We start from the raw sequence: 18,837 nt of genomic DNA on the forward strand, positions 1-18,837 counted from the left end.
GTGCATCCATATCGCAGAATCCGTATTTTTTCTTACTCGCATCCGCTCTGCTGCGCAGCTTTGCAAGTCGGATTGAATCTGAAACGACCAAATTCAATCGGAATCCGTATCACCCCCTTCACCCCGGCAGCGGCGTCTTGCGCTCGGGGCCGCCGTCCACGCCACCGCTGCGGCCCGTGCCCTCGCCGCCCTGGGCTTCTCCTCCGAGGTCGCTGCCCAGGCGGTTGTTGGGTTCACCCTGGCGGTCCTCGCCGTCACTGCCGCCGAGCCGCCCGTCGTCGAAACCGGGCTGGTCGTTGACGTTGCCGCTCTCGTCGGCGTTCTCGCGCAGGATGGCCTCGGTGCTCAGCTTGTCGTTCAGCAGCTCGCCGGTGGTGCCTTCGTCCACCACTTCACCGCTGATTTCGTTGCGTTCGTCATGATCACTCCGGGTCATGCGGGCACTGTAGAGCGCGCCGGGGGCCGGGCGGCTGAGGCGGGCCTTGAGAAACTTCCGGGCAGAGGGCGCCGCTGCGCTATGCTGCGCCCCACATGAACCTTTCGCGCACGCTGCCCATCAAGCGGGCCGCCCACGTCTATCTGGTGCGGGGTGAAGAACTGCTTCTGGTCGAAGAACGCATGGACGACGGCTCGATTTTCTACGGTCTGCCCGGCGGCAAGGCCCACGCGGGCGAAACGCTGGCCGACGCCGCCGTGCGGCAGGTGCGGGTCGAAACCGGCCTGCACGTCACCAACCTCGAATTCGTCAGCCTGCTCGAAGGCGAGCTGCTGACCGGCACCCGCAACGAGTGCTTTGCGACCTTCGCCCGCTTTACCGCCACGTTTCACGGCGAACTCGACCCCACCGACCCCGAGGTGGTGGGCGTCAAATGGGTGCCGTTCGAGCAGGTGGAGGGTCTGGTGCGCTACGGCCCCCCGCCCGAATGCGAGGAACGCAACCCGCTGATCTGGCTGCCCACCCGCGACTTTATCGCCGGGAAGGCGCGGGCCTACTACCCGATTTGAGGCGCGCCGGACGGCTGCTGCTTCCGCTGGTCCTGGCGGGCGCGGCCTGCGGGCAGAGCGTCGGCGACTCTATTTTTCCGGCACTCGGGCAGCGCGGCCTGGACGTGCAGCATTACGACCTGCACCTGACCGTGCCGCGCCCCGGAAGTCCAGAACTGAGCGGCGACGTGACGCTGACCGTCGGCAGCCGCGAAGTGCTCACGCGCGTCGTCCTCGACCTGCTGGGGCCGCAGGTCAGCGCGGCGCAGTGGAACGGGCAGAGCGTGCGCTGGGTGCAGCGGGCGCAGAAGGTGGAAGTGACGTTGCCCCGGCCTCTGCACCCCGGCGAGACGGGCCGCCTGCGCCTGAGCTACGCCGGGAACGGTGCCCGCAGCGGCAGCGCCGACTTGCCGCTGCGCCCCGGCTGGCAGACCGAAGGGGGGCTGAGCTACGCCCTGAGCGAACCCGACGGCACCCGGGGCTTCCTGCCGTGCAACGACCACCCGTCCGACCCCGCGACCTTCACGGTGCGGGTCACCGTCCCGGCGGGCGCCTCGGCGGCGGCCAGCGGGCTGTTTACGGCGCAGACCGAACGTGGCGGACTCAGGACCCTGACCTTTACCCAGCGTGAGCCGGTGCCCACCTACGCGCTCGGCCTCATCGTGGGCGCCTTGCAGCGGCGCAGCGAGCCGGAAGTTCGGCTGGGCAACCAGACGGTGCTGCGACGGGACGTGTACGCGGCGGGACTGCCAGTCGGGGCGGCCATTCCTGCCGGAGAAACCGCACGGATGCTGCGCGTGCTGACCGAGTGGCTTGGCCCCTACCCCGGCGAGGTCTACGGCGTGGCCCTGCTGCCGGTGCGGCAACTGGCGCTGGAAACCGCTGGCCTGACCACCCTGCCCGCCGCGTCCAACCAGGAGCGGGTGCGGCTGCACGAGCTGGCGCACCAGTGGTTCGGCAACCGGGTCACGCTGGCCGACTGGGGCGACAGCTGGCTGAACGAGAGTTTTGCCACCTACGCCGAACTGCTGTGGGCCGAGAGCCAGGGCGCAGACGGGCAGGCCCTCGCCGCCGAGTGGTACGCCGTGCTCACCGCGCAGGCGTCACGACCCCTCCGGGCGACGACGCCAGCACAACTGTTCGACGCCAGCGCCTACTTTCGCGGCGCCCTGGCCCTGCACGCCCTGCGACTGGAGGTGGGCGACGCGGCGTTCAGAGGATTGTTACGAACCTACGTCGCCACCTTCACAGACCGCCCGGTTTCGGCGGCGGCGCTGCTGACGCTGGTGAAGACGGAACTGGGGCCAGCCGCCGAGCAGACTCTGCGCCTGTGGGCCGAACACGGCGAACTGCCGCCCCTGCCCGGACGCTGAACGCGGGGAGCAGGGGCCACAACGAAAAATCCGCACCCCTGGGAGTCACGCAAGGCCGACTTGCAGAAGCTGGCCCGCGAACACGGCATCTGATACGGATTCCGCTTCATTCCTGCACAGTCGGGCCTATACAGTTGGGAAGGCGCCGCTTGTGCATCCATATCGCAGAATCCGTATTTTTTCCTACTCGCATCCGCTCTGCTGCGCAGCTTTGCAAGTCCGATTGAATCTGAAACGACCAGATTCAATCGGAATCCGTATGAATACGGTACAGAGCCGAGGTACAAACCCGGCAACCTGTCCGTGATGCAAAAGAAAAACCCCCGTCCTAGACGGGAGTCTTTTGGTGCGAATGCCCAGACTTGAACTGGGGACCTCACGCTTATCAGGCGTGCGCTCTAACCAGCTGAGCTACACTCGCGCCCCTTTTTTTCGGCCTTTTCCCTTCGGTCAGGCGGGGAACAAGATAACAGGGAGAGCCAAGTGTGTCAACGGGCAGGGCTGGGGCACCGGGGCACTCGCGGCCCGGGTCTTTTCTTGACCACCGGCCTGCCCCCGCGCTACCTTCCTTGCCAGCTCCCGCGTGTGGAGCGACCCACTTCAGAGCGCCCGAGAGACCTGGCTCGACGACGGCGCGGCAACCGGACCTCATCACGTCACGGTGCCAAGGCCAGCCCCCCAAGCGCGTCAACGATGACCGCCGGGCGGGACCAAGCGGGAAGGCCACGCGGATGACGATGTTCAAGTGCCCCTTCTCGAAACTTCACCGGGAAGGGGTTGCCTGTAGCTGGCGGCCCCGGACCGTTCACCTCCGAGGAGCCGTCACCATGACCGATGCCACCAAACTGCATTTCGACACCCTCCAGGTCCACGCCGGGCAGCGCCCCGACCCCGTGACCGGAGCGCAGCAGACCCCCATCTACGCCACCAACTCCTACGTGTTCGAGTCGCCCGAGCACGCCGCCGACCTCTTCGGGCTGCGGCAGTTCGGCAACATCTACAGCCGCATCATGAACCCCACCAACGACGTGTTCGAGCAGCGGGTGGCCGCGCTTGAAGGCGGGGTGGGCGCTCTGGCGGTGTCGAGCGGACACGCGGCGCAACTGCTGACCATCCTGACGCTGGCGCAGGCGGGCGACAACATCGTGTCTTCGCCCAACCTGTACGGCGGCACCGTCAACCAGTTCCGGGTGACCCTGAAGCGGCTGGGCATCGAGGTGCGCTTTACCGGCAGAGACGAGCGCCCCGAGGACTTCGCCGCCCTCATCGACGAGCGCACGCGGGCGGTGTACCTCGAAACCATCGGCAATCCGGCGCTGAACATTCCCGATTTCGAGGGCGTGGCGAAGGTGGCCCACGAGCGCGGCGTGGCGTTTGTCGTGGACAACACCTTCGGGGCAGGCGGGTACTACTGCCAGCCGCTCAGACACGGCGCGAACATCGTGACGCACTCGGCGAGCAAGTGGATCGGCGGGCACGGCAACGGCATCGGCGGCGTCATTGTGGACGGGGGCAACTTCGACTGGGGCAACGGGCGTTATTCCCTCATGACCGAGCCTTCGCCCAGCTACCACGGCCTGAAGTTCTGGGAGACGTTCGGGCAAGGCAACGCGCTGGGGCTGCCCAACGTGGCCTTTATCACCCGCGCCCGCACCGAGGGGCTGCGCGACCTGGGCACCACCCTCGCGCCGCAGCAGGCGTGGCAGTTTCTGCAGGGGCTGGAGACCCTCAGCCTGCGGGCCGAGCGCCACGCCCAGAACGCGCTGACGCTGGCGCAGTGGCTCGCCTCGCACCCGGACGTGACGCGCGTGACCTATCCCGGCCTGAGCAACCACCCCCACTACGACCGGGCGCAGACCTACCTGCCGCGCGGGGCGGGCGCGGTACTCACCTTCGAACTGCGCGGAGGCCGGGCGGCGGGCGAGGCCTTCATCCGTTCGGTCAAGCTCGCGCAGCACGTCGCCAACGTGGGCGACACCCGCACGCTGGTCATCCACCCCGCCAGCACCACCCACAGCCAGCTCGACGAGGGAGCGCAGGCGGGCGCCGGGGTCACGCCGGGACTCATTCGGGTGTCGGTGGGCATCGAACACATCGGGGACATCTGCGACGATTTCGCGCAGGCACTGGCGCAAGCGGGCGAGGGAGAGCGGGCGTGACCGCCGTGTTCCTGGGCCACTCCTCTTCCCCGCTCCCGGCCGAAGAACCGGCCTGTTCGGGGCCGCAGACCGTCACCCTGTTCCGGCACGCGCCGCTGCTCCTCGACTGCGGGCGCGTGCTCAGCGACGTGCGGGTGGCCTTTCACACCTACGGAGAAGCGCGGGAAGACGCCACGCTGGTGCTGCACGCCCTGACCGGAGACAGCGCCGTACACGAGTGGTGGCCCGATTTTCTGGGTACGGGCAAGCCGCTGGACCCGTCGAACGACTATGTCGTCTGCGCCAACGTCCTCGGCGGGTGCGCGGGGACGACGGGCGCGGGCGAACTGGGCGGAGTGCCGCTGACCCTGCGTGACATGGCCCGCGTGGGCCGCGCCCTGCTGGAGCACCTGGGTGTGCGGCAGGTGCGGGTGGTCGGCGCGAGCATGGGCGGCATGCTGGCCTACGCCTGGCTGCTGGAATGCCCCGACCTGGTGGAAAGGGCCGTGATTATCGGCGCTCCGGCGCGGCATTCGCCCTGGGCCATCGGGCTGAATACGGCGGCCCGCAGCGCGATTCGGGCGGCTCCCGGCGGCGAGGGGCTGAAAGTGGCGCGGCAAATCGCCATGCTGAGTTACCGCAGCCCCGAGAGCTTCAGCCGCACCCAGGCGGGCGAACGTGTGCCGGGGGTGCCCGCCGTCACGTCCTACCTGCACCACCAGGGCGAGAAACTGCACGCCCGTTTCTGCGAGCAGACCTACTGCGCCCTAACAGCGGCGATGGACGCTTTTCAGCCCACCCGCGCCGACCTGAACGCCGTGCGGGTGCCGGTGCTGGTGGTCGGCATCTCCAGCGACGTGCTTTATCCCGCTGCCGAGGTCAGGGCGTGCGCTGGAGAACTGCCCCGCAGCGAATACTGGGAACTGGATTCCATTCACGGCCACGACGCTTTCCTGATGGACCCGCAGGACTTGCCGGAACGGGTCAGCGAGTTTCTGAACCGCTAGAGCGTTTAACAAAGGAATGACCTGTGCTTTTGACCCTCTACCTTGATGGGAGAGGGCCTGCCGAAGGCAGGGGTGAGGGTATTTTTCTGTGTCAAATACTCTAATACGGATTCCGCTTAATTCCTGCACAGTCGGGAAAGCGCCGCCTGTGCATCCATATCGCAGAATCCGTATTTTTTCCTACTCGCATCCGCTCGGATTGAATCTGAAACTACCAGATTCAATCGGAATCCGTATAAGGCCTCACTGTGGCAAATCTGAAAAGGTCAGCGCCGGGCGGGGGCCAGCCGTCGCCTGCGTCAGGCGAATGCCTTTGGGAGAAGCCGGAGGTGGAGATTCAAGCGCCAGCCAGCTTTTTTGCTTGCCCCAGCGCACATTCAAATAGACCTGGGTGACTTTGGGGCGCACGCAGAGCAACGTGGGCGGGCAGGTGCGAGTCTCCGTGCCGAGGAGGGTGATTTCACGCGGTCCCAGCCGCCCGCTTTCGCCCCTTTTTAGCGTCAGGCGGTGGCCTGCCCGACCGCTGCCGGGCGGCTGGTCGGTCAGCATGACCCGGCCAGAGGACACGCCCACCACCCCGACCCCACTCCAGCGGGGCACGCGCTCTGGCGGAAAGCTGAGGGTGAGCAGTGTCGTCCGATTGCCCTGACGGACCCGTACCCGCGCCATTACATCGGCGGGGCAATTTTCAGTGGGGCCACAACGCCGGTCTTGCACCTCCAGCACTTGCAACTGCCGGGAACCGAGTGTGCCGGTTTGCCCCTCACGCAGCGTCACCTGGGCGGCGCTCGCCAGTGAGCCGAGAAGGAGCAGCGGAAGGAAGGGGCGCATGAGGCGAAACTAGCGGGCCACGGTGATGACTTCCTGACAAGAGGCCCGGCGAGTCCCAACGAATGCACAATTCCCCCGGCCCGCCCCCGCCCCTAAGCTGGCCGCATGAGCGTAAAAGACAACTTCACCCAGGAAGAGTGGCTGAAAGTCATGACCGCGCCGGGCCGCGCCGGAGCCGCCGTGGTGGCCGCCAGCCCCAGCGGTCTGACCGGTCTGGTCGCTGAGGCGCAGGCGATTGCCGCCGCCGTGCGCGAAGGCGTGAGCGGCACCCCCCGCACCCCGCTGATGGAAGCGATGGCCGCTGACCTGATGGGCACCCCGCCCGACCCCAAGGACCTGCCCAAGCAGGACACCAAGAACCTCGACGACGTGAAGGCCCAGAGCATCGAGGGCGTGCGTCAGGCCATGTGGCTGGTGAGCAGCAAAACCAGCGCCGAGGACGCCGCCGCCTACCGTCAGATGCTGCTGAACGTGGTCGAAAAGACGGCGGGCGCAGCCAAAGAAGGCGGTTTCCTCGGCATCGGCGGCGAGCAGGTCAGCGACAAGGAACGCGCCGTGATGGACGAACTGCGCCAGGTCATCGGCGGCGAGCAGGGCGGGGCAGCGGCAGTGAGCCAGGAAACCGCGCCGCTGACCCCCTCGCCCGACGGCAGCGGCAACAGCAACTGAAGGCTTAAAACTTTCGAGGTAGGCAGAGAGGAGGTAGGCAGAGAGACAGCGGTCTTTCTGCCCCTTTTCTTTGGGCGTCAGGGGCTATGTCTCTATGCCGATGGGCTACACTGGCGGCGTTTGCGGAAGGTGACTGGCGCAAAGTGGGCCACCACAGGGGAGCTTTCCGAACATCACCGAGACCGTGCGCCTGGGTCGGACCCTCTTTTTCCTCACCCCTCGCGGAGAAGGCAAGGAGCGTCCCTTTTTTTCTGGGGGAACAATGGCAACAAAACGCGCCCTTCTTTCGGTCAGCGACAAGACCGGCATCGTCGAGTTCGCGCAGGAGCTTCAGGCACGCGGCTGGGAACTGCTCAGCACGGGCGGGACGTTCGCGGCGTTGCAGGCGGCAGGCGTCAGTGTGACGCAGGTCAGCGACGTGACCGGCTTTCCCGAGATGATGGATGGCCGGGTCAAGACGCTGCACCCCGCCATTCACGGCGGCATCCTGGCGCGGCGCGGCACGGCCCACATGGACGAACTCGCCGCGCAGAGCTTCGGCACCATCGACCTCGTGTGCGTCAACCTCTACCCCTTCCGCGAGACGGTGGCCCGGGGCGCACCCGACCCCGAAGTCATCGAGAACATCGACATCGGCGGCCCGGCCATGATCCGCTCGGCGGCCAAGAACCACGAAGCGGTGCTGATTCTGGTGGACCCCGCCGACTACGCGCTGGCCCTGCAGGACGAAGTGTCGCAGGCCGACCGCCGCCGCCTCGCCGCCAAGGCGTACGGGCACACCAGCGGGTACGACGCGGCCATCACCGCTTACCTGTCGGGCGAAAGCGACACCATTCCCACCGAACTCCCGCAGACGCTCGACCTGCACCTGACCCGCGTGGCGCAGGTGCGTTACGGCGAAAACCCCCACCAGCCCGGCGCGATCTACCGCTGGGGCAATGCGCGGGGGCCGGTCATCGACGCGCAGGTGGTGGCGGGCAAGCCGATGAGCTTCAACAACTACGCCGACGCCGACGCCGCTTGGAGCCTCTGCCAGGAACTCGCCGCGCAGGAGCAGGGCGCGGTGTGCGTGGCCGTCAAACACGCCAACCCCTGCGGCGTGGCGGTGGCCGAGAACGTAGCGACGGCCTGGGAACGCGCCCGTGACGCCGACACCCTCAGCGTGTTCGGCGGCGTGGTGGCGGTCAGCCAGCCGGTGGACTTCGCAGCGGCCCAGAGCATGAAAGGCACCTTCCTCGAAGTCCTGATTGCGCCCGACGTGACCCCCGACGCGGTGGAGTGGTTCGCCGCCAAAAAGCCCGACCTGCGCGTGCTGATTGCGGGACAGAGCGAGGCCGTCAGCGTGCTGGACGTGCGGCCCCTGGCGGGCGGATTCGCCGTGCAGGAGCGTGACCGCCGCCCCTGGGACGACCTGTGCCCCGAAGTCGTGACCGGGCGCCAGCCGACGGAGCAGGAGTGGGACGACCTGCGCTTTGCCTGGGCCGTGGTCAAGGGCGCACGCTCCAACGCCGTCGCCATCTGCAAGGGCGGCGTGACGGTGGGTCTGGGCGCAGGCGCGGTCAGCCGCATCTGGGCCGCCGAACGTGCGGTGCAGAACGCGGGCGAGGGGGCGCAGGGCGCGGTCCTCGCTTCCGAGGCCTTCTTCCCCTTCGACGACGTGGTGCGCCTCGCCGCTGCCGCCGGGGTCACGGCCATCTTGCAACCCGGCGGCGCCAAGCGCGACCCCGAAGTCATCGCCGCCTGCAACGAACTCGGCATCAGCATGGTCTTCACGGGTTCGCGGCATTTCCGGCACTGAATGGGGACGGGGCAAACGTGAAAGAAAGTGAACCTGCAGCGCCCGCCGCCCTGCTCGGCAAGCCGCTGGCCGACCGGGTGATGCGCGGCGTGCGCCACGACCTGAAGACCTGGGCGCAGCTCGACCCCCCCTTCAGGCCCCAACTGGTGAGCGTGCTCGCCTCCGACGACGAGGCGTCGCGGGTGTACGTGAGCAGCAAGGAGAGCCGCGCCCGCAAGCTGGGGGTGGACTTCCGGGCGGTGGACCTGGGCGCGGGAGCCACGCAGGAGCAGCTCGAACAGACCCTGCGCGACCTCTCGGCGGACCCGGCCGTCCACGGCATCGTGCTGGAATTGCCGCTCTCGAAGGGACTGGACGCCGACGCCGCGCTGCTGCATATCGCCTGGCGCAAGGACGTGGAGGGCCTGACCCCCGCCAACCTCGCGCTGATTGCCGCCGGGCGCGAACCGGAGGCGCTGCTGCCGCCCACGCCGCGCAGCATCCGCTTTCTGCTGCGCGACGCGCTGGGCGATGACCTGCGCGGTCTGCGCGTCGCCGTCGTCGGGCCGGGGCGCACGGTGGGCCGCCCGCTGCTGTTCATGCTGAACAACAAGGGGGCCACCGTCACGCTGTGCAACGAACACACCCGCGATCTCGCCGGCGTGCTGGCCCCGCAGGACGCAGTGGTCGTCGCGGTGGGCCGGGCCGGGCTGCTGCGGCCCGATCAGGTGCAGCCCCGGCACGTCGTCATCGACGCCGGAATCAACGTGCAGGAGGGCGGCGAGATGGTGGGCGACGCCGCGCCCGGGCTGCCGGTGCGGGCGCAGACCCCGGTGCCGGGCGGCGTGGGGCCGCTCACCTCGGCGCTGATGTACCAGAACCTCGTGCGCGGCGTGAAGTTGCAGCGCGGGGAGCCGGTGGATGACTGACGCGGCGCCGCGTGGCAGGGGGCGTGACCTGACGCTGGCGGTCATCACCGACGCCCCCCGCGTGGCGGGCAGCGAGGTCTGGCTGCTCGACGTGCTGCCTCGCCTGCTCGACTCCGGCCAGCGGGCGACGGTGTACTGCTCGGCGGCCCCCGCGCTCGACCGCTGGGCGGCTCAGCTGATGGAAAAGGGGGTGGCGGTGGTGCGCGGCACTGGGCCGGAGGCGCTGCCCGGCCTCACGGCGGGCGCCGACCTGCGGGTGCTTCAGGTCTGGGACCCGGCGACCTACCGCACCCTCATGCCCCGGCTCAAGGCGCCCCGCAGCGTCGTGATTCACGACCAGCTCGACTACCACTACGGCTGGCCGCTTCAGGGCACCTACCGCGCGATTTATCGCCAGACCAAGGGAAAACACCTGTCCGGGGCCGAGCAACGCCTGACCGTTTCACGCTGGGGCGCGGCCTTTTTGCAGCGGGAGTTGCAGGTGCCGGACGTGCAGGCGGTGCCCAACGGCGTGGACACGGACCGCTTTTCCCCCCTGCCCGGACCCGAGCGCGAGGAGTTGCGGGCCAGGCTGGGCTTTCGCCGCTTCACCGTGCTGGTTCCGGGCCGCTTCGCACCTGAAAAAAACCAGCTGGCCGCTGTCTGGGCCGCGCGGCGCACACCCGACATCGACTTCGTGTTCGTGGGTGACATGGACTCGGGGGGCGGGCAACTGGCACAGCGGCTGGCGCAGGGGCGTGAACACATCCAGTTCTGGGGCCGCCGCTGGGACATGCCCGACCTGTACCGCGCCGCCGACGTGCTGCTGCAACCCACCCTGGCCGAGAACCAGTCTCTGGTGACGCTAGAAGCGCTCGCTTCCGGGCTGCCCATCGTCACCACGCCCATCCCCGCGCAGCGCGAACTGGTGCAGGACGGTCAGACGGGCCTCCTCGTCGCGCCGCAACCCGCGCTGCTGGCCCAGGCGCTCAGGGCGCTGGCGGCCCACCCCGCCCAGGCGCGGCAGCTGGGGGCGGCTGGTCGGGCATGGGTGCTGGAGCATCACGCCCTGGCCCGCACGGTGGAGCAGGTGGCGCGGGCCTTTGCGAAAGCGGCGCGACTGGGCGCGGGCCGGGCCTGACGCCTTTCCAGCGTCTCCAGTATCGGGGGTCGGGGGTCGGGGTCAGCCGCCTGCCGCTGCGCCCGCCGCGCACTTCGGGCACTGACCGTAGAGCGTGACCTCATGGGCCTCCACCACGAAGCCGCCAGGGTAGACGGCACCGTCGGGCAGGTTGACCGGGCAGGAGTGCAGGGTGAACACCCGGCCACAGCGCGTGCAGCTGAAATGGTGGTGGTGCCCCCGGCCCGCCGCTTCGTACAGGGTTTCGCCATCGAGCAAAACGGGATGGATGCGGCGCTGCTCGGTCAGCAGCCTGAGGGTGCGGTACACCGTGGCGATCCCCAACCGGGGCAATTCGGCCTGGGCACGCGCGTGAACGTCGGACACCCCGAGTGGACCGGGCGCGTCGCTCAGGACTCGGGCAATCACGTCACGCTGGCGGGTGCTGCGGCTGGCAGTCATGACGGCAGGGTAGCAAAGCGCGGCGCTGGAACCGGAATTCCCCTCACAGCGGCGACGGGCAGGCAAAAAAAAGCAGCCCCCCGCAGGGAGCCGCTTGCGAAGCAGGAACCGCTCAGGGCAGGTTGGGGTTGGCCTTCTGCTCTTCGCTGATCGGGGTGCCCTGGGCCTTGGCCTCGACGGTGCTGTCGGGAATCGGCACGACGCCGGGATGCACCGGGTTGGCGGTGTAGTGGACGCCGGGCTGCGGCTGGGCCATGCCGCTCGCCTGAGCCACATGCATGGTGGCCTGCGACTGGCGCGACTGGTCCTGGGACACGGCGCCCGTGCGGTTGGCCGCAGGAATCTGGCTGGCAGTGCTGGCCGCCGCCGTCATGTTGGCGTTGGACGCGGCAGGGGTCCGCGCGTCGCTCTTGGGCTGTCCGGCCTTGTCGAGCAGGCCATTGGCGACCTGTTCGAGCTTGGGCGCCAGCACCTTGTCGGTCAGCATCCTGACGGCCAGGGTGCCGAGCGTGGCGACGAGGGCGCCGCCCACGTTGGTCTTGTTGTTCTGCTGGGCCTTTTTCTGCGCCTTGACGAACTCGCGCTGGTGCTTGACCGGGCTGTGGGCGTCCACGTAGACCTTCTTGGAACGCCGCAACTGGCGGCCGAGCACCAGACCGACCACCGCGCCGACGGCCGAGGCGCCGCCGAGCATCTTCAGAGGCTCTTTCTGCACCTGAAGTTGCAGGCTGGCCTGTTCGGTCAGGCGGTCGACGCTGGCCTTGAGACGCTCGCGGGCTTCTTCCTGCTCGTTGAGGTAGCGCACGTCGGTGTGTTCACCCACGCGCACGAGGCTGTCGGAAATCATCGGACCCTGCTCGGCGCCCTGGCTGGCCGCGCCCTGGGGCTGCGCGGGCACAGGCTCATGGGTCACGGCCGGCTGGGCCTGAATGGTCTGCACCTTACGCTCGCTGGAATCTGCCATCTCAGTGGCCTCCCTGACCGGGTTTGGTCTGCTGGGGGTCGGTGGGGGGCACGTCATCCACGCTCAGTCCCTCGCGGCGCATGTCTTCGCGGAAGGTGGGGGTGGTGCTCACGGCGATGCCGGGGGCGTCACGCAGCACGACGGGGTTTTGCAGGTTGGGGTCGTGGTGGTGGTCGCCGTCCAGCTTCTCGTTGAGGCGGTCGCCGTACATGTGGGCGCGGCCATCGGCGTCGCTCTCGTAGACGGGGACGCGAGCGGCGCCTTCCACCGAGGGCTGCACGCTGCCCGACACCGCACCGCTGTGGGCCACGCTGCTGTAGGACACATCACTGTGAGAGCCACCGTAAGTGCCAGCAGACACGGCGGGCGCCGCCGCCGCAGCGGGCACGGAGTACTTCAGCGAGGTGGCGGGCACGCCGTGAGCGGACTGGCCACCTGCGGCCTGACCACCCACAGACTGGGCGCCCTGGGATTCGGAGCTGCCCATGTTGACCGGGCGGCGGGGCATTTCGGTGTCCACCTCGGAGCTGAGCTTTTTCAGGCCCAGGGCGATCAGGGCGCCGGTGATGGCGAGGCTGACGAGTGCGATGACCAGTGCGGCGGCCCAGGCAGCGAGGCCCAGACGCATCAGACCGTAGAACACGGCCAGGATCAGGAAAATCAGGCCCAGCAGCAGCGGCCCGAGCGCGGCGAGCAGCAACACGACGCCGATGCCCTTGGCCTTGGCAATTTCCCCGACCTTGCGGCCCAGCGCGTTGATTTCGGACTTGACGAGAACCACGCCCGCGTCGAACACGTCGACCAGTGCGCTTCCCATACTCTTGCGTTCTTCCATGTGCTTCCTCCAAGCTTCGTGCCCACACAGGAGCAGCTTCTGCCCCAGCATAGTGAAAGAAACGTCTGTGCGCCGTTACCCCAAAGGAAACGTCAACACACTTTTTCCCCTGTTCCCGTTTTCCCCTCTTCCCTGCTCTTCACTGCTCTTCACTGCGGCCCTCTGCTGGCGCCCGCTTGCTTTCCGTTCGTCAGCACACCGGTTTTCTGTAAGCGGGCGCGAGATCTGAGCGCAGGCCGTCTCTTAGACTGCCAGGGAGGGACCTGAACGTGACGGAATTTTCGCCTGCCCTGCCCAGCACCGAACTGTGCCGCCCCCCACTGGCACAGGCGGTGCAGTTTTGCCGGGACCTGACGCGCCACCACAGCAAGACCTTCTACCTGGGGTCGCGCCTGTTTTCTCCGCCCGAGCGGGCCGCCGTGTGGGCGGTGTACGCCGCCTGCCGCGCCGGGGACGACATCGTGGACGAAGCGGGCAGCGGGGACAGCGGGCACGAACTGCGCGAGTGGCGCGGCCGCATCGACGCGGCGTTCGCGGGGCACCCGGCAGACGACCCCATCAGCCGGGCGCTGGCCTGGGCGGTGGCCCACTACCCCATTCCGCACAGCGCCTTTGCCGAACTGCACGAGGGCCTGAACATGGACCTGCGCGGCCACGAGTACCACGAGCTGGACGACCTGCTGCTCTACTGCCGGCGGGTGGCCGGGGTGGTGGGCTTCATGGTCGCGCCCATCAGCGGCTACCGGGGCGGCGCCGAAACCCTTCACTACGCCCTGCAACTCGGGCAGGCGATGCAGCTCACCAATGTCCTGCGCGACGTGGGCGAGGACCTGGGACGGGGGCGGGTCTACCTGCCGCAGAGCCTGCTGGCCGAGTACGGCCTGTCCCGCGCCGCGCTCGAACGCTGCCGCCAGGGTGAACCCCTCGGCCCCGGCTACCGCGCCCTGATGCGGCACCTCGGCGACCTGGCCCGCGAGGGGTACGCCGAGGGCCGCGCCGGGATTCCCCGGCTGGAAGGACGCGGCCCGCTGGCGGTGCTGACCGCCGCCCGCGCCTACGAGGGCATTCTCGACGACCTGGAGCGTGCCGGATACGACAACTTTGGTCGCCGCGCCTACGTGAGCGGACGGCGCAAGCTGCTGATGCTGCCGCAGGCGTGGTGGGAACTGCGGACGCTGGACGCCGCCCACGGCTGACCCGCGCCCGGCCTGCACCTTCTTCCCCTTTCTCTCTTTACACTTTCTCTCTTCTACATGTTCAGAGGTTCACAGTCATGACATCCCCTCTTCCCTGGCCTGCTCCTTCGCCCTACACCCGCCGCAAGACGGCCCTGGTCGTCGGGTCGGGCTTCGGCGGCCTCGCGCTCGGTATCCGGCTGCAAAGCCTGGGCTTCGACACCACGATTCTGGAACGGCTGGACGGGCCGGGGGGCCGCGCCTACCAGAAGCGCACGCCTGACGGTTACGTGTTCGACATGGGGCCGACGGTCATCACCGTGCCGCACTTTATCGAGGAATTGTTCGCGCTGGAGCGGGACCGCGCCCACCTGGACGCCCCCGACTACCCGCCGGAGGTGCTGAGCGGCGAGCGGGTCAGGGGGGGCGTGAGCGGTGGCCCCCGCACGAGCGAGTACGTCACCCTGGTGCCGATTTTGCCCTTCTACCGCATCGTGTTTCACGACGGCACCTTTTTCGACTACGACGGCGACCCCGACAGCACCCGGCGCCAGATTGCCGAACTCGCGCCGCAGGACCTCGCGGGCTACGAGCGCTTTCATGCCGACGCCGAGGCCATCTTCCGGCGTGGCTTTCTGGAACTGGGGTACACCCACTTCGGCGACGTGCCCACCATGCTGCGGGTGGTGCCGGACCTGCTGAAACTCGACGCGGTGCGGACGCTGTTTTCCTTTACGTCCAAATATTTCCAGTCGGACAAGATGCGGCAGGTCTTTTCCTTCGAGACGCTGCTGGTGGGCGGCAACCCGCTGAACGTGCCCGCCATCTACGCGATGATTCACTTTGTCGAGAAAACCTGGGGCATTCACTACGCCCTCGGCGGCACCGGGGCGCTGGTGCGCGGGCTGGTGCGCAAGTTCGGGGAACTCGGTGGGACCATTCGGTACGGGGCCGGGGTGAAGGAGATTGTGGTGGACGGCCGCTTGCCCGGCCAGCGGACGGCGCGGGGCGTGCGGCTCGAAAGCGGCGAGGAGCTTGAGGCCGACCTCGTGGCGAGCAACGGCGACTGGGCCAACACCTACCTCAAGCGGGTTCCGGCGCGGGCGCGGCTGGTCAATTCCGACCTGCGGGTGCGGGCGGCGCGGCAGAGCATGGGCCTGCTGGTGGTGTACTTCGGCTTCCGGGGCGGGGACGAGTTGCCGCTCAAGCACCACAACATTCTGCTGGGACCGCGCTACGAGGCGCTGCTCACGGAGATTTTCGGCAAAAAGGTGCTGGGCGAGGACTTCAGCCAGTACCTGCATGTGCCCACACTCACCGACCCGGACCTCGCTCCCGCCGGACACCACGCCGCCTACACCCTGGTTCCTGTGCCGCACAACGGCAGCGGGATTGACTGGAAGGTGGAAGGGCCGAGGCTGGCCGACGCCGCGCTGGCCGACATCGAGGCGCGGGGGCTGATTCCGGGGCTGCGCGGGCGGCTGACCCACTTCGAGTTCGTCACGCCCGACTATTTCGAAGGCACGCTCGACAGCTACCTGGGCAACGCCTTCGGGCCGGAGCCGCAACTGGTCCAAAGCGCCTTTTTCCGCCCCCACAACCGCAGCGAGGACGTGCGCAACCTCTACCTCGTCGGCGCGGGGGCGCAGCCGGGCGCGGGCACCCCCAGCGTGATGATGTCGGCCAAGATGACGGCGCGGCTCATCGCCGAGGACTTCGGTATTCACGCCGACATCCGGCGCTGAAGAATCAAGGCGACGGCCCGCGCCCTTGAGAACGCGGGCCGTCGCCTTGTCCAAAACCCATACGGACGCCGCCGTCAGATCAGCAGCTCGGCGTAATCGTCGTCCTCGTCGTCCTCTACGTCCTGGGCATAGGGCAGCGTCATGCAGAACTCGGAGCCTTCGCCGCGCACCGACTCGACCCAGATGCGCCCGCCGTGCTGCTCGATGGCCATCTTGCAAAAGGCCAGGCCCATGCCGGTGTCGAAGCGGCCATGCAGGGTCAGGCGGCTTTGCTCGAAGGCGGCGAACAGGTTGGGGATGTCCTCGGCGGGAATGCCCTCGCCCTCGTCGCGCACGCTGATGAGAACGCCCCCGCCCTGTCGCTCGGGCTGCACGTTCACGAAAATGCCGCTTCCACTCAGGCTGTGCTTGAGGGCGTTGCTCAGCAGATTGGCGAGCACCCGGCGCAAAATCTCGGGGTCGGCGCTGACCGGACTGAGGTCGCGGGCCACCTGCACGCTCAGGCGGCGCTCGCGCAGGGCGCTGCCCACGTCGCCCCGGGCGAGTTCGATGACTTCCTCGAACATCGGGCTGAACATCAGTTCGCGCCGCAGGTTCATCTTGCCCGCCTGAATCTTGCGGACATCGAGCATGTTCACCGACAGGTGCAGCAGGTGCTGCGACTCGTCCCGGCACAGCCGCAGCAGCTCACGCGACTCGTCCGAGAGTCCGGCGTCCTCCTCGATGATCTGAAGCAGGCCGATCACCGCCGCGATGGGGTTTTTCAGGTCGTGGACCAGCATATGCACCAGCTGGTCGCGCACCTGCTCGTCGTGTTCCCAGGTGTCGAGGCGGCCCTGCAGACGTTCGACCCGTTCGTGCAGCTGCGTCTGTTGCGAGGCGCGGCGCAGCAGGGTGAGGACCTGGGCGGCGAGTGCCTGGGGCGGAGTGGTGTCGCCGATGAGCGCGTCGGCCCCGGCGCCGAGCAGTTCGCCCAGCCCCGAAGACCCCACCGCCAGCCAGTGTGTGGCGGCGAGTTCGGCCCGCTGCCGCAGGATGCCCAGCACCTGGGGCAGCGGCGTGCCCGGCACCCGGTCGTACAGAACTGCCACCTGGGGAATCCGGGCGTGGGCCTCCCGCAGCAGCTGGTCGCCGTCGGGCACCCAGCGCACCTCGGCGCCCGGCAACTCGGCGGCGAGCACGGTCGCGTACTCCGCTGCGGGCGACACCACGAACACGGCGGGCCGGGCGTCCGCCGGGGCGAGGCCCTCGCTCACAGTTTCGGCTCTGGGACCAGGTCCGCGCCGAGGACCAGCCACCCGTCCTCGTCGGCCACCACCCGGTCACCGGGGCGAACGGTCACGCCCGCGAAGGTCAGGGGCACGTCGCGCTCTCCCTCTTCCCGCTTGCCACTGCGCCGGGGGTGCGCCGCCAGCGCCCGAATGCCGAGGTCGAGGCCGCGCAACTCGGCGGTGTCGCGCACGCAGCCGTGAACAATCACTCCGGCCCAGCCGTTCTCGACACCGAAGATCCCCAGGTTGCCGCCGAGCAGCGCACAGTTCAGGCTGCCGCCGCCGTCCACGACCAGCACGCGGCCTTCGCCGGGCGTCTGAAGCGTCTGGCGCACCAGCGGGTTGTTGTCGCTCACGCGCAGGGTCACGGCTTCACCCTGAAAACGGACCCGGCCTCCGAAATCGCGAAAGACGGGCGCCGCCACCTGTGCTTGTGGCCAGGCGTCACTCAGGTCGGTGGTCGGTGTGAAGTCGGGCATGACCTTCAGGCTAGCGTCCCGGCCCGCCGAGTTCAGCCCCCCAGGTCTACGTTTGGGTGCAGCGCCTGGGTGGTACGGCTGCCGATTGATACGGGACGGAAAGCCGGATGGGGCGTCCGGGTCCGGCGCCAGACATCATACGGATTCCGCTTCATTCCTGCACAGTCGGGCCTATACAGTTGGGAAGGCGCCGCCTGTGCATCCATATCGCAGAATCCGTATTTCTTCCTACTCGCATCCGCTCTGCTGCGCAGCTTTGCAAGTCGGATTGAATCTGAAACGACCAGATTCAATCGGAATCCGTATCAGCCCGCGTGCGCAAACCGTGCCAGCAGCAGAGGCAGCAAGCCCAGAAGTTGGAGGCCCAGCGCGGGCAGCAGCGGCAGCAGCGCGGCGGGCCACGCCCCGGCCCCCGCTCCGGCGCCGCGCAGCGCCCGGCCCGCCAGCACGCACTGCGCCGCCGTGCCGAGCAGCGTTCCCAGCACCAGCACCAGCGCCGCCGGGGTTTGCGCCGCACTCGCCAGCGCCGCCCGTTGCAGCGCGAGCGGCGACCCCTGCGCGGCGGCCACCTGTGCCGGGTCGGGCGCCCAGCTCGCCGCCGGGGTCAGCAGGGTCAGCGCCACGGTCAGCAGGCTCAGCAGGATGGGCAGGGTAAACGTCGCGCTGAACACCTGAGCGACGGGCAGGGGCCGCGTCTCGCCCGGTGCGGTTGCCGCTTCTCTTCCTGGGCCTCCCCGCTGCCCGGCCACCCGGCCACCCAGCAGACCCAGCCCCCACATCAGCCCGAAGGTCAGGGCGGTCAGAAAGACGCTGCCGAACGCGTTGGTCACGTGGGTCAGCAGCGGCGGCGTGACCTGTGCCCCCTGACCTGCGGCCCGCGCCGCCTGCGCCGCGAGGTCAAGCCCCGGCCGCAGCAGCAGCGCGTAGCTCAGCCCCGACAGCAGCGCCGCAACCACCACCGGCCCCCAGTACACCCCGGCGCCCGAGCGCACCGCCGCCTCCCCGAAGGGGGCGGGCCGGGTCAGCACCTCGGCGGGCAGCGGCGGTTCGGGAACGGGCTGGGGGGCGGATGTGCGGGAACGGGAGGAAGCAGGCACCA

18 protein-coding genes, 1 tRNA gene and 2 riboswitches are annotated in these 18,837 nt (G+C 68.6%); of the genes, 10 read left to right on the forward strand and 9 right to left on the reverse strand.

All coding sequences use genetic code 11. From position 1 onward, the window contains the following. Positions 1–118: 118 nt before the first annotated feature. Positions 119–436 carry a hypothetical protein gene (locus G6R31_RS07690; protein ID WP_017869050.1) on the reverse strand — a complete coding sequence of 106 codons (318 nt, stop codon included), beginning with the start codon at positions 434–436 and terminating at the stop codon, positions 119–121. A gap of 95 nt (positions 437–531) precedes the next feature. Between G6R31_RS07690 and G6R31_RS07695 the strand changes: the two genes are divergently transcribed. Both G6R31_RS07695 and G6R31_RS07700 read left to right on the forward strand, forming a co-directional pair. Then, positions 532–1,005, forward strand: coding sequence for an NUDIX domain-containing protein (locus G6R31_RS07695; protein ID WP_017869051.1), 474 nt, complete (start codon positions 532–534; stop codon positions 1,003–1,005). Further along, a complete protein-coding gene (locus G6R31_RS07700) occupies positions 1,002–2,357 on the forward strand; it encodes a M1 family metallopeptidase (RefSeq protein ID WP_017869052.1) in 1,356 nt (451 codons plus the stop codon). Before G6R31_RS07695 ends, G6R31_RS07700 begins: the two co-directional genes overlap by 4 nt. 344 nt (positions 2,358–2,701) lie before the next feature. Here the strand turns inward: G6R31_RS07700 and G6R31_RS07705 are convergent. Beyond that, positions 2,702–2,778, reverse strand: a tRNA-Ile gene (locus tag G6R31_RS07705). A 172-nt stretch (positions 2,779–2,950) separates the two neighbouring features. Beyond that, positions 2,951–3,045, forward strand: a riboswitch (SAM riboswitch). Between the two features lie 139 nt (positions 3,046–3,184). Between G6R31_RS07705 and G6R31_RS07710 the strand changes: the two genes are divergently transcribed. Beyond that, on the forward strand, positions 3,185–4,516 hold the full coding sequence (locus tag G6R31_RS07710; protein WP_017869053.1) for an O-acetylhomoserine aminocarboxypropyltransferase/cysteine synthase family protein: 1,332 nt from the start codon (positions 3,185–3,187) through the stop codon (positions 4,514–4,516). Next, complete coding sequence (locus G6R31_RS07715; RefSeq protein ID WP_017869054.1) at positions 4,513–5,502, forward strand: alpha/beta fold hydrolase; 990 nt, start codon at positions 4,513–4,515, stop codon at positions 5,500–5,502. Before G6R31_RS07710 ends, G6R31_RS07715 begins: the two co-directional genes overlap by 4 nt. A 243-nt stretch (positions 5,503–5,745) precedes the next feature. Here the strand turns inward: G6R31_RS07715 and G6R31_RS07720 are convergent, their stop codons facing one another. Continuing rightward, entirely contained in the window at positions 5,746–6,333 is a 588-nt protein-coding gene (locus G6R31_RS07720; protein WP_017869055.1) for a hypothetical protein, read from the reverse strand. 105 nt (positions 6,334–6,438) lie between these two features. On the opposite strand from G6R31_RS07720, the gene G6R31_RS07725 reads away from it, so the two are divergent. The 4 genes from G6R31_RS07725 (at position 6,439) to G6R31_RS07740 (ending at position 10,828) form a co-directional block, all read left to right on the forward strand. After that, on the forward strand, positions 6,439–7,002 hold the full coding sequence (locus G6R31_RS07725; RefSeq protein WP_017869056.1) for a hypothetical protein: 564 nt from the start codon (positions 6,439–6,441) through the stop codon (positions 7,000–7,002). 119 nt (positions 7,003–7,121) lie between these two features. Next, a riboswitch (ZMP/ZTP riboswitch) is annotated at positions 7,122–7,205 on the forward strand. 59 nt (positions 7,206–7,264) lie between these two features. Continuing rightward, positions 7,265–8,800, forward strand: a complete 1,536-nt coding sequence (gene purH / locus G6R31_RS07730; RefSeq protein ID WP_017869057.1) for a bifunctional phosphoribosylaminoimidazolecarboxamide formyltransferase/IMP cyclohydrolase — start codon at positions 7,265–7,267, stop codon at positions 8,798–8,800. A 17-nt stretch (positions 8,801–8,817) separates the two neighbouring features. After that, on the forward strand, positions 8,818–9,708 hold the full coding sequence (locus tag G6R31_RS07735; RefSeq protein ID WP_017869058.1) for a bifunctional 5,10-methylenetetrahydrofolate dehydrogenase/5,10-methenyltetrahydrofolate cyclohydrolase: 891 nt from the start codon (positions 8,818–8,820) through the stop codon (positions 9,706–9,708). Then, on the forward strand, positions 9,701–10,828 hold the full coding sequence (locus G6R31_RS07740) for a glycosyltransferase family 4 protein (protein WP_017869059.1): 1,128 nt from the start codon (positions 9,701–9,703) through the stop codon (positions 10,826–10,828). The genes G6R31_RS07735 and G6R31_RS07740 overlap by 8 nt, the downstream gene beginning before the upstream one ends. A gap of 42 nt (positions 10,829–10,870) precedes the next feature. Here G6R31_RS07740 and G6R31_RS07745 read toward each other — a convergent pair whose 3' ends face one another. From G6R31_RS07745 to G6R31_RS07755, 3 genes are all read right to left on the reverse strand, one after another. Continuing rightward, complete coding sequence (locus G6R31_RS07745) at positions 10,871–11,269, reverse strand: Fur family transcriptional regulator (RefSeq protein ID WP_017869060.1); 399 nt, start codon at positions 11,267–11,269, stop codon at positions 10,871–10,873. Positions 11,270–11,381: 112 nt separating this feature from the next. After that, a complete protein-coding gene (locus tag G6R31_RS07750; RefSeq protein ID WP_029732793.1) occupies positions 11,382–12,233 on the reverse strand; it encodes a hypothetical protein in 852 nt (283 codons plus the stop codon). A 1-nt stretch (position 12,234) separates the two neighbouring features. Continuing rightward, positions 12,235–13,068 (reverse strand): phage holin family protein, encoded by an 834-nt coding sequence (locus tag G6R31_RS07755; protein ID WP_017869062.1) that lies wholly within the window; start codon positions 13,066–13,068, stop codon positions 12,235–12,237. 269 nt (positions 13,069–13,337) lie between these two features. Between G6R31_RS07755 and G6R31_RS07760 the strand changes: the two genes are divergently transcribed. Together G6R31_RS07760 and crtI are read left to right on the forward strand one after the other, a co-directional pair. Further along, the gene (locus G6R31_RS07760; RefSeq protein WP_017869063.1) at positions 13,338–14,264 is read left to right on the forward strand and encodes a phytoene/squalene synthase family protein; all 927 of its coding nucleotides are present in this window, start codon (positions 13,338–13,340) and stop codon (positions 14,262–14,264) included. A 77-nt stretch (positions 14,265–14,341) separates the two neighbouring features. Then, positions 14,342–15,988 (forward strand): phytoene desaturase family protein, encoded by a 1,647-nt coding sequence (gene crtI / locus G6R31_RS07765; protein ID WP_017869064.1) that lies wholly within the window; start codon positions 14,342–14,344, stop codon positions 15,986–15,988. Between the two features lie 74 nt (positions 15,989–16,062). Here the strand turns inward: crtI and G6R31_RS07770 are convergent, their stop codons facing one another. The 3 genes from G6R31_RS07770 to G6R31_RS07780 form a co-directional block, all read right to left on the reverse strand. Beyond that, a complete protein-coding gene (locus G6R31_RS07770; protein WP_017869065.1) occupies positions 16,063–17,244 on the reverse strand; it encodes a sensor histidine kinase in 1,182 nt (393 codons plus the stop codon). Further along, the gene (gene rraA, locus G6R31_RS07775; RefSeq protein WP_017869066.1) at positions 17,241–17,738 is read right to left on the reverse strand and encodes a ribonuclease E activity regulator RraA; all 498 of its coding nucleotides are present in this window, start codon (positions 17,736–17,738) and stop codon (positions 17,241–17,243) included. Before rraA ends, G6R31_RS07770 begins: the two co-directional genes overlap by 4 nt. A gap of 305 nt (positions 17,739–18,043) precedes the next feature. Further along, the gene (locus G6R31_RS07780) at positions 18,044–18,835 is read right to left on the reverse strand and encodes a hypothetical protein (RefSeq protein ID WP_229659240.1); all 792 of its coding nucleotides are present in this window, start codon (positions 18,833–18,835) and stop codon (positions 18,044–18,046) included. Positions 18,836–18,837: the final 2 nt, after the last annotated feature.

Source organism: Deinococcus wulumuqiensis R12 (assembly GCF_011067105.1).
Lineage (GTDB): Bacteria > Deinococcota > Deinococci > Deinococcales > Deinococcaceae > Deinococcus > Deinococcus wulumuqiensis.

Coding starts and splice junctions, on each gene's coding strand:
- rraA (WP_017869066.1), bottom strand. CDS start 17,738: ATGCCCGACTTCACACCGACCACCGACCTGAGTGACGCCTGGCCACAA.
- G6R31_RS07725 (WP_017869056.1), top strand. CDS start 6,439: ATGAGCGTAAAAGACAACTTCACCCAGGAAGAGTGGCTGAAAGTCATG.
- G6R31_RS07690 (WP_017869050.1), bottom strand. CDS start 436: ATGACCCGGAGTGATCATGACGAACGCAACGAAATCAGCGGTGAAGTG.
- G6R31_RS07750 (WP_029732793.1), bottom strand. CDS start 12,233: ATGGCAGATTCCAGCGAGCGTAAGGTGCAGACCATTCAGGCCCAGCCG.
- crtI (WP_017869064.1), top strand. CDS start 14,342: ATGACATCCCCTCTTCCCTGGCCTGCTCCTTCGCCCTACACCCGCCGC.
- G6R31_RS07745 (WP_017869060.1), bottom strand. CDS start 11,269: ATGACTGCCAGCCGCAGCACCCGCCAGCGTGACGTGATTGCCCGAGTC.
- purH (WP_017869057.1), top strand. CDS start 7,265: ATGGCAACAAAACGCGCCCTTCTTTCGGTCAGCGACAAGACCGGCATC.
- G6R31_RS07740 (WP_017869059.1), top strand. CDS start 9,701: ATGACTGACGCGGCGCCGCGTGGCAGGGGGCGTGACCTGACGCTGGCG.
- G6R31_RS07720 (WP_017869055.1), bottom strand. CDS start 6,333: ATGCGCCCCTTCCTTCCGCTGCTCCTTCTCGGCTCACTGGCGAGCGCC.
- G6R31_RS07695 (WP_017869051.1), top strand. CDS start 532: ATGAACCTTTCGCGCACGCTGCCCATCAAGCGGGCCGCCCACGTCTAT.
- G6R31_RS07755 (WP_017869062.1), bottom strand. CDS start 13,068: ATGGAAGAACGCAAGAGTATGGGAAGCGCACTGGTCGACGTGTTCGAC.
- G6R31_RS07710 (WP_017869053.1), top strand. CDS start 3,185: ATGACCGATGCCACCAAACTGCATTTCGACACCCTCCAGGTCCACGCC.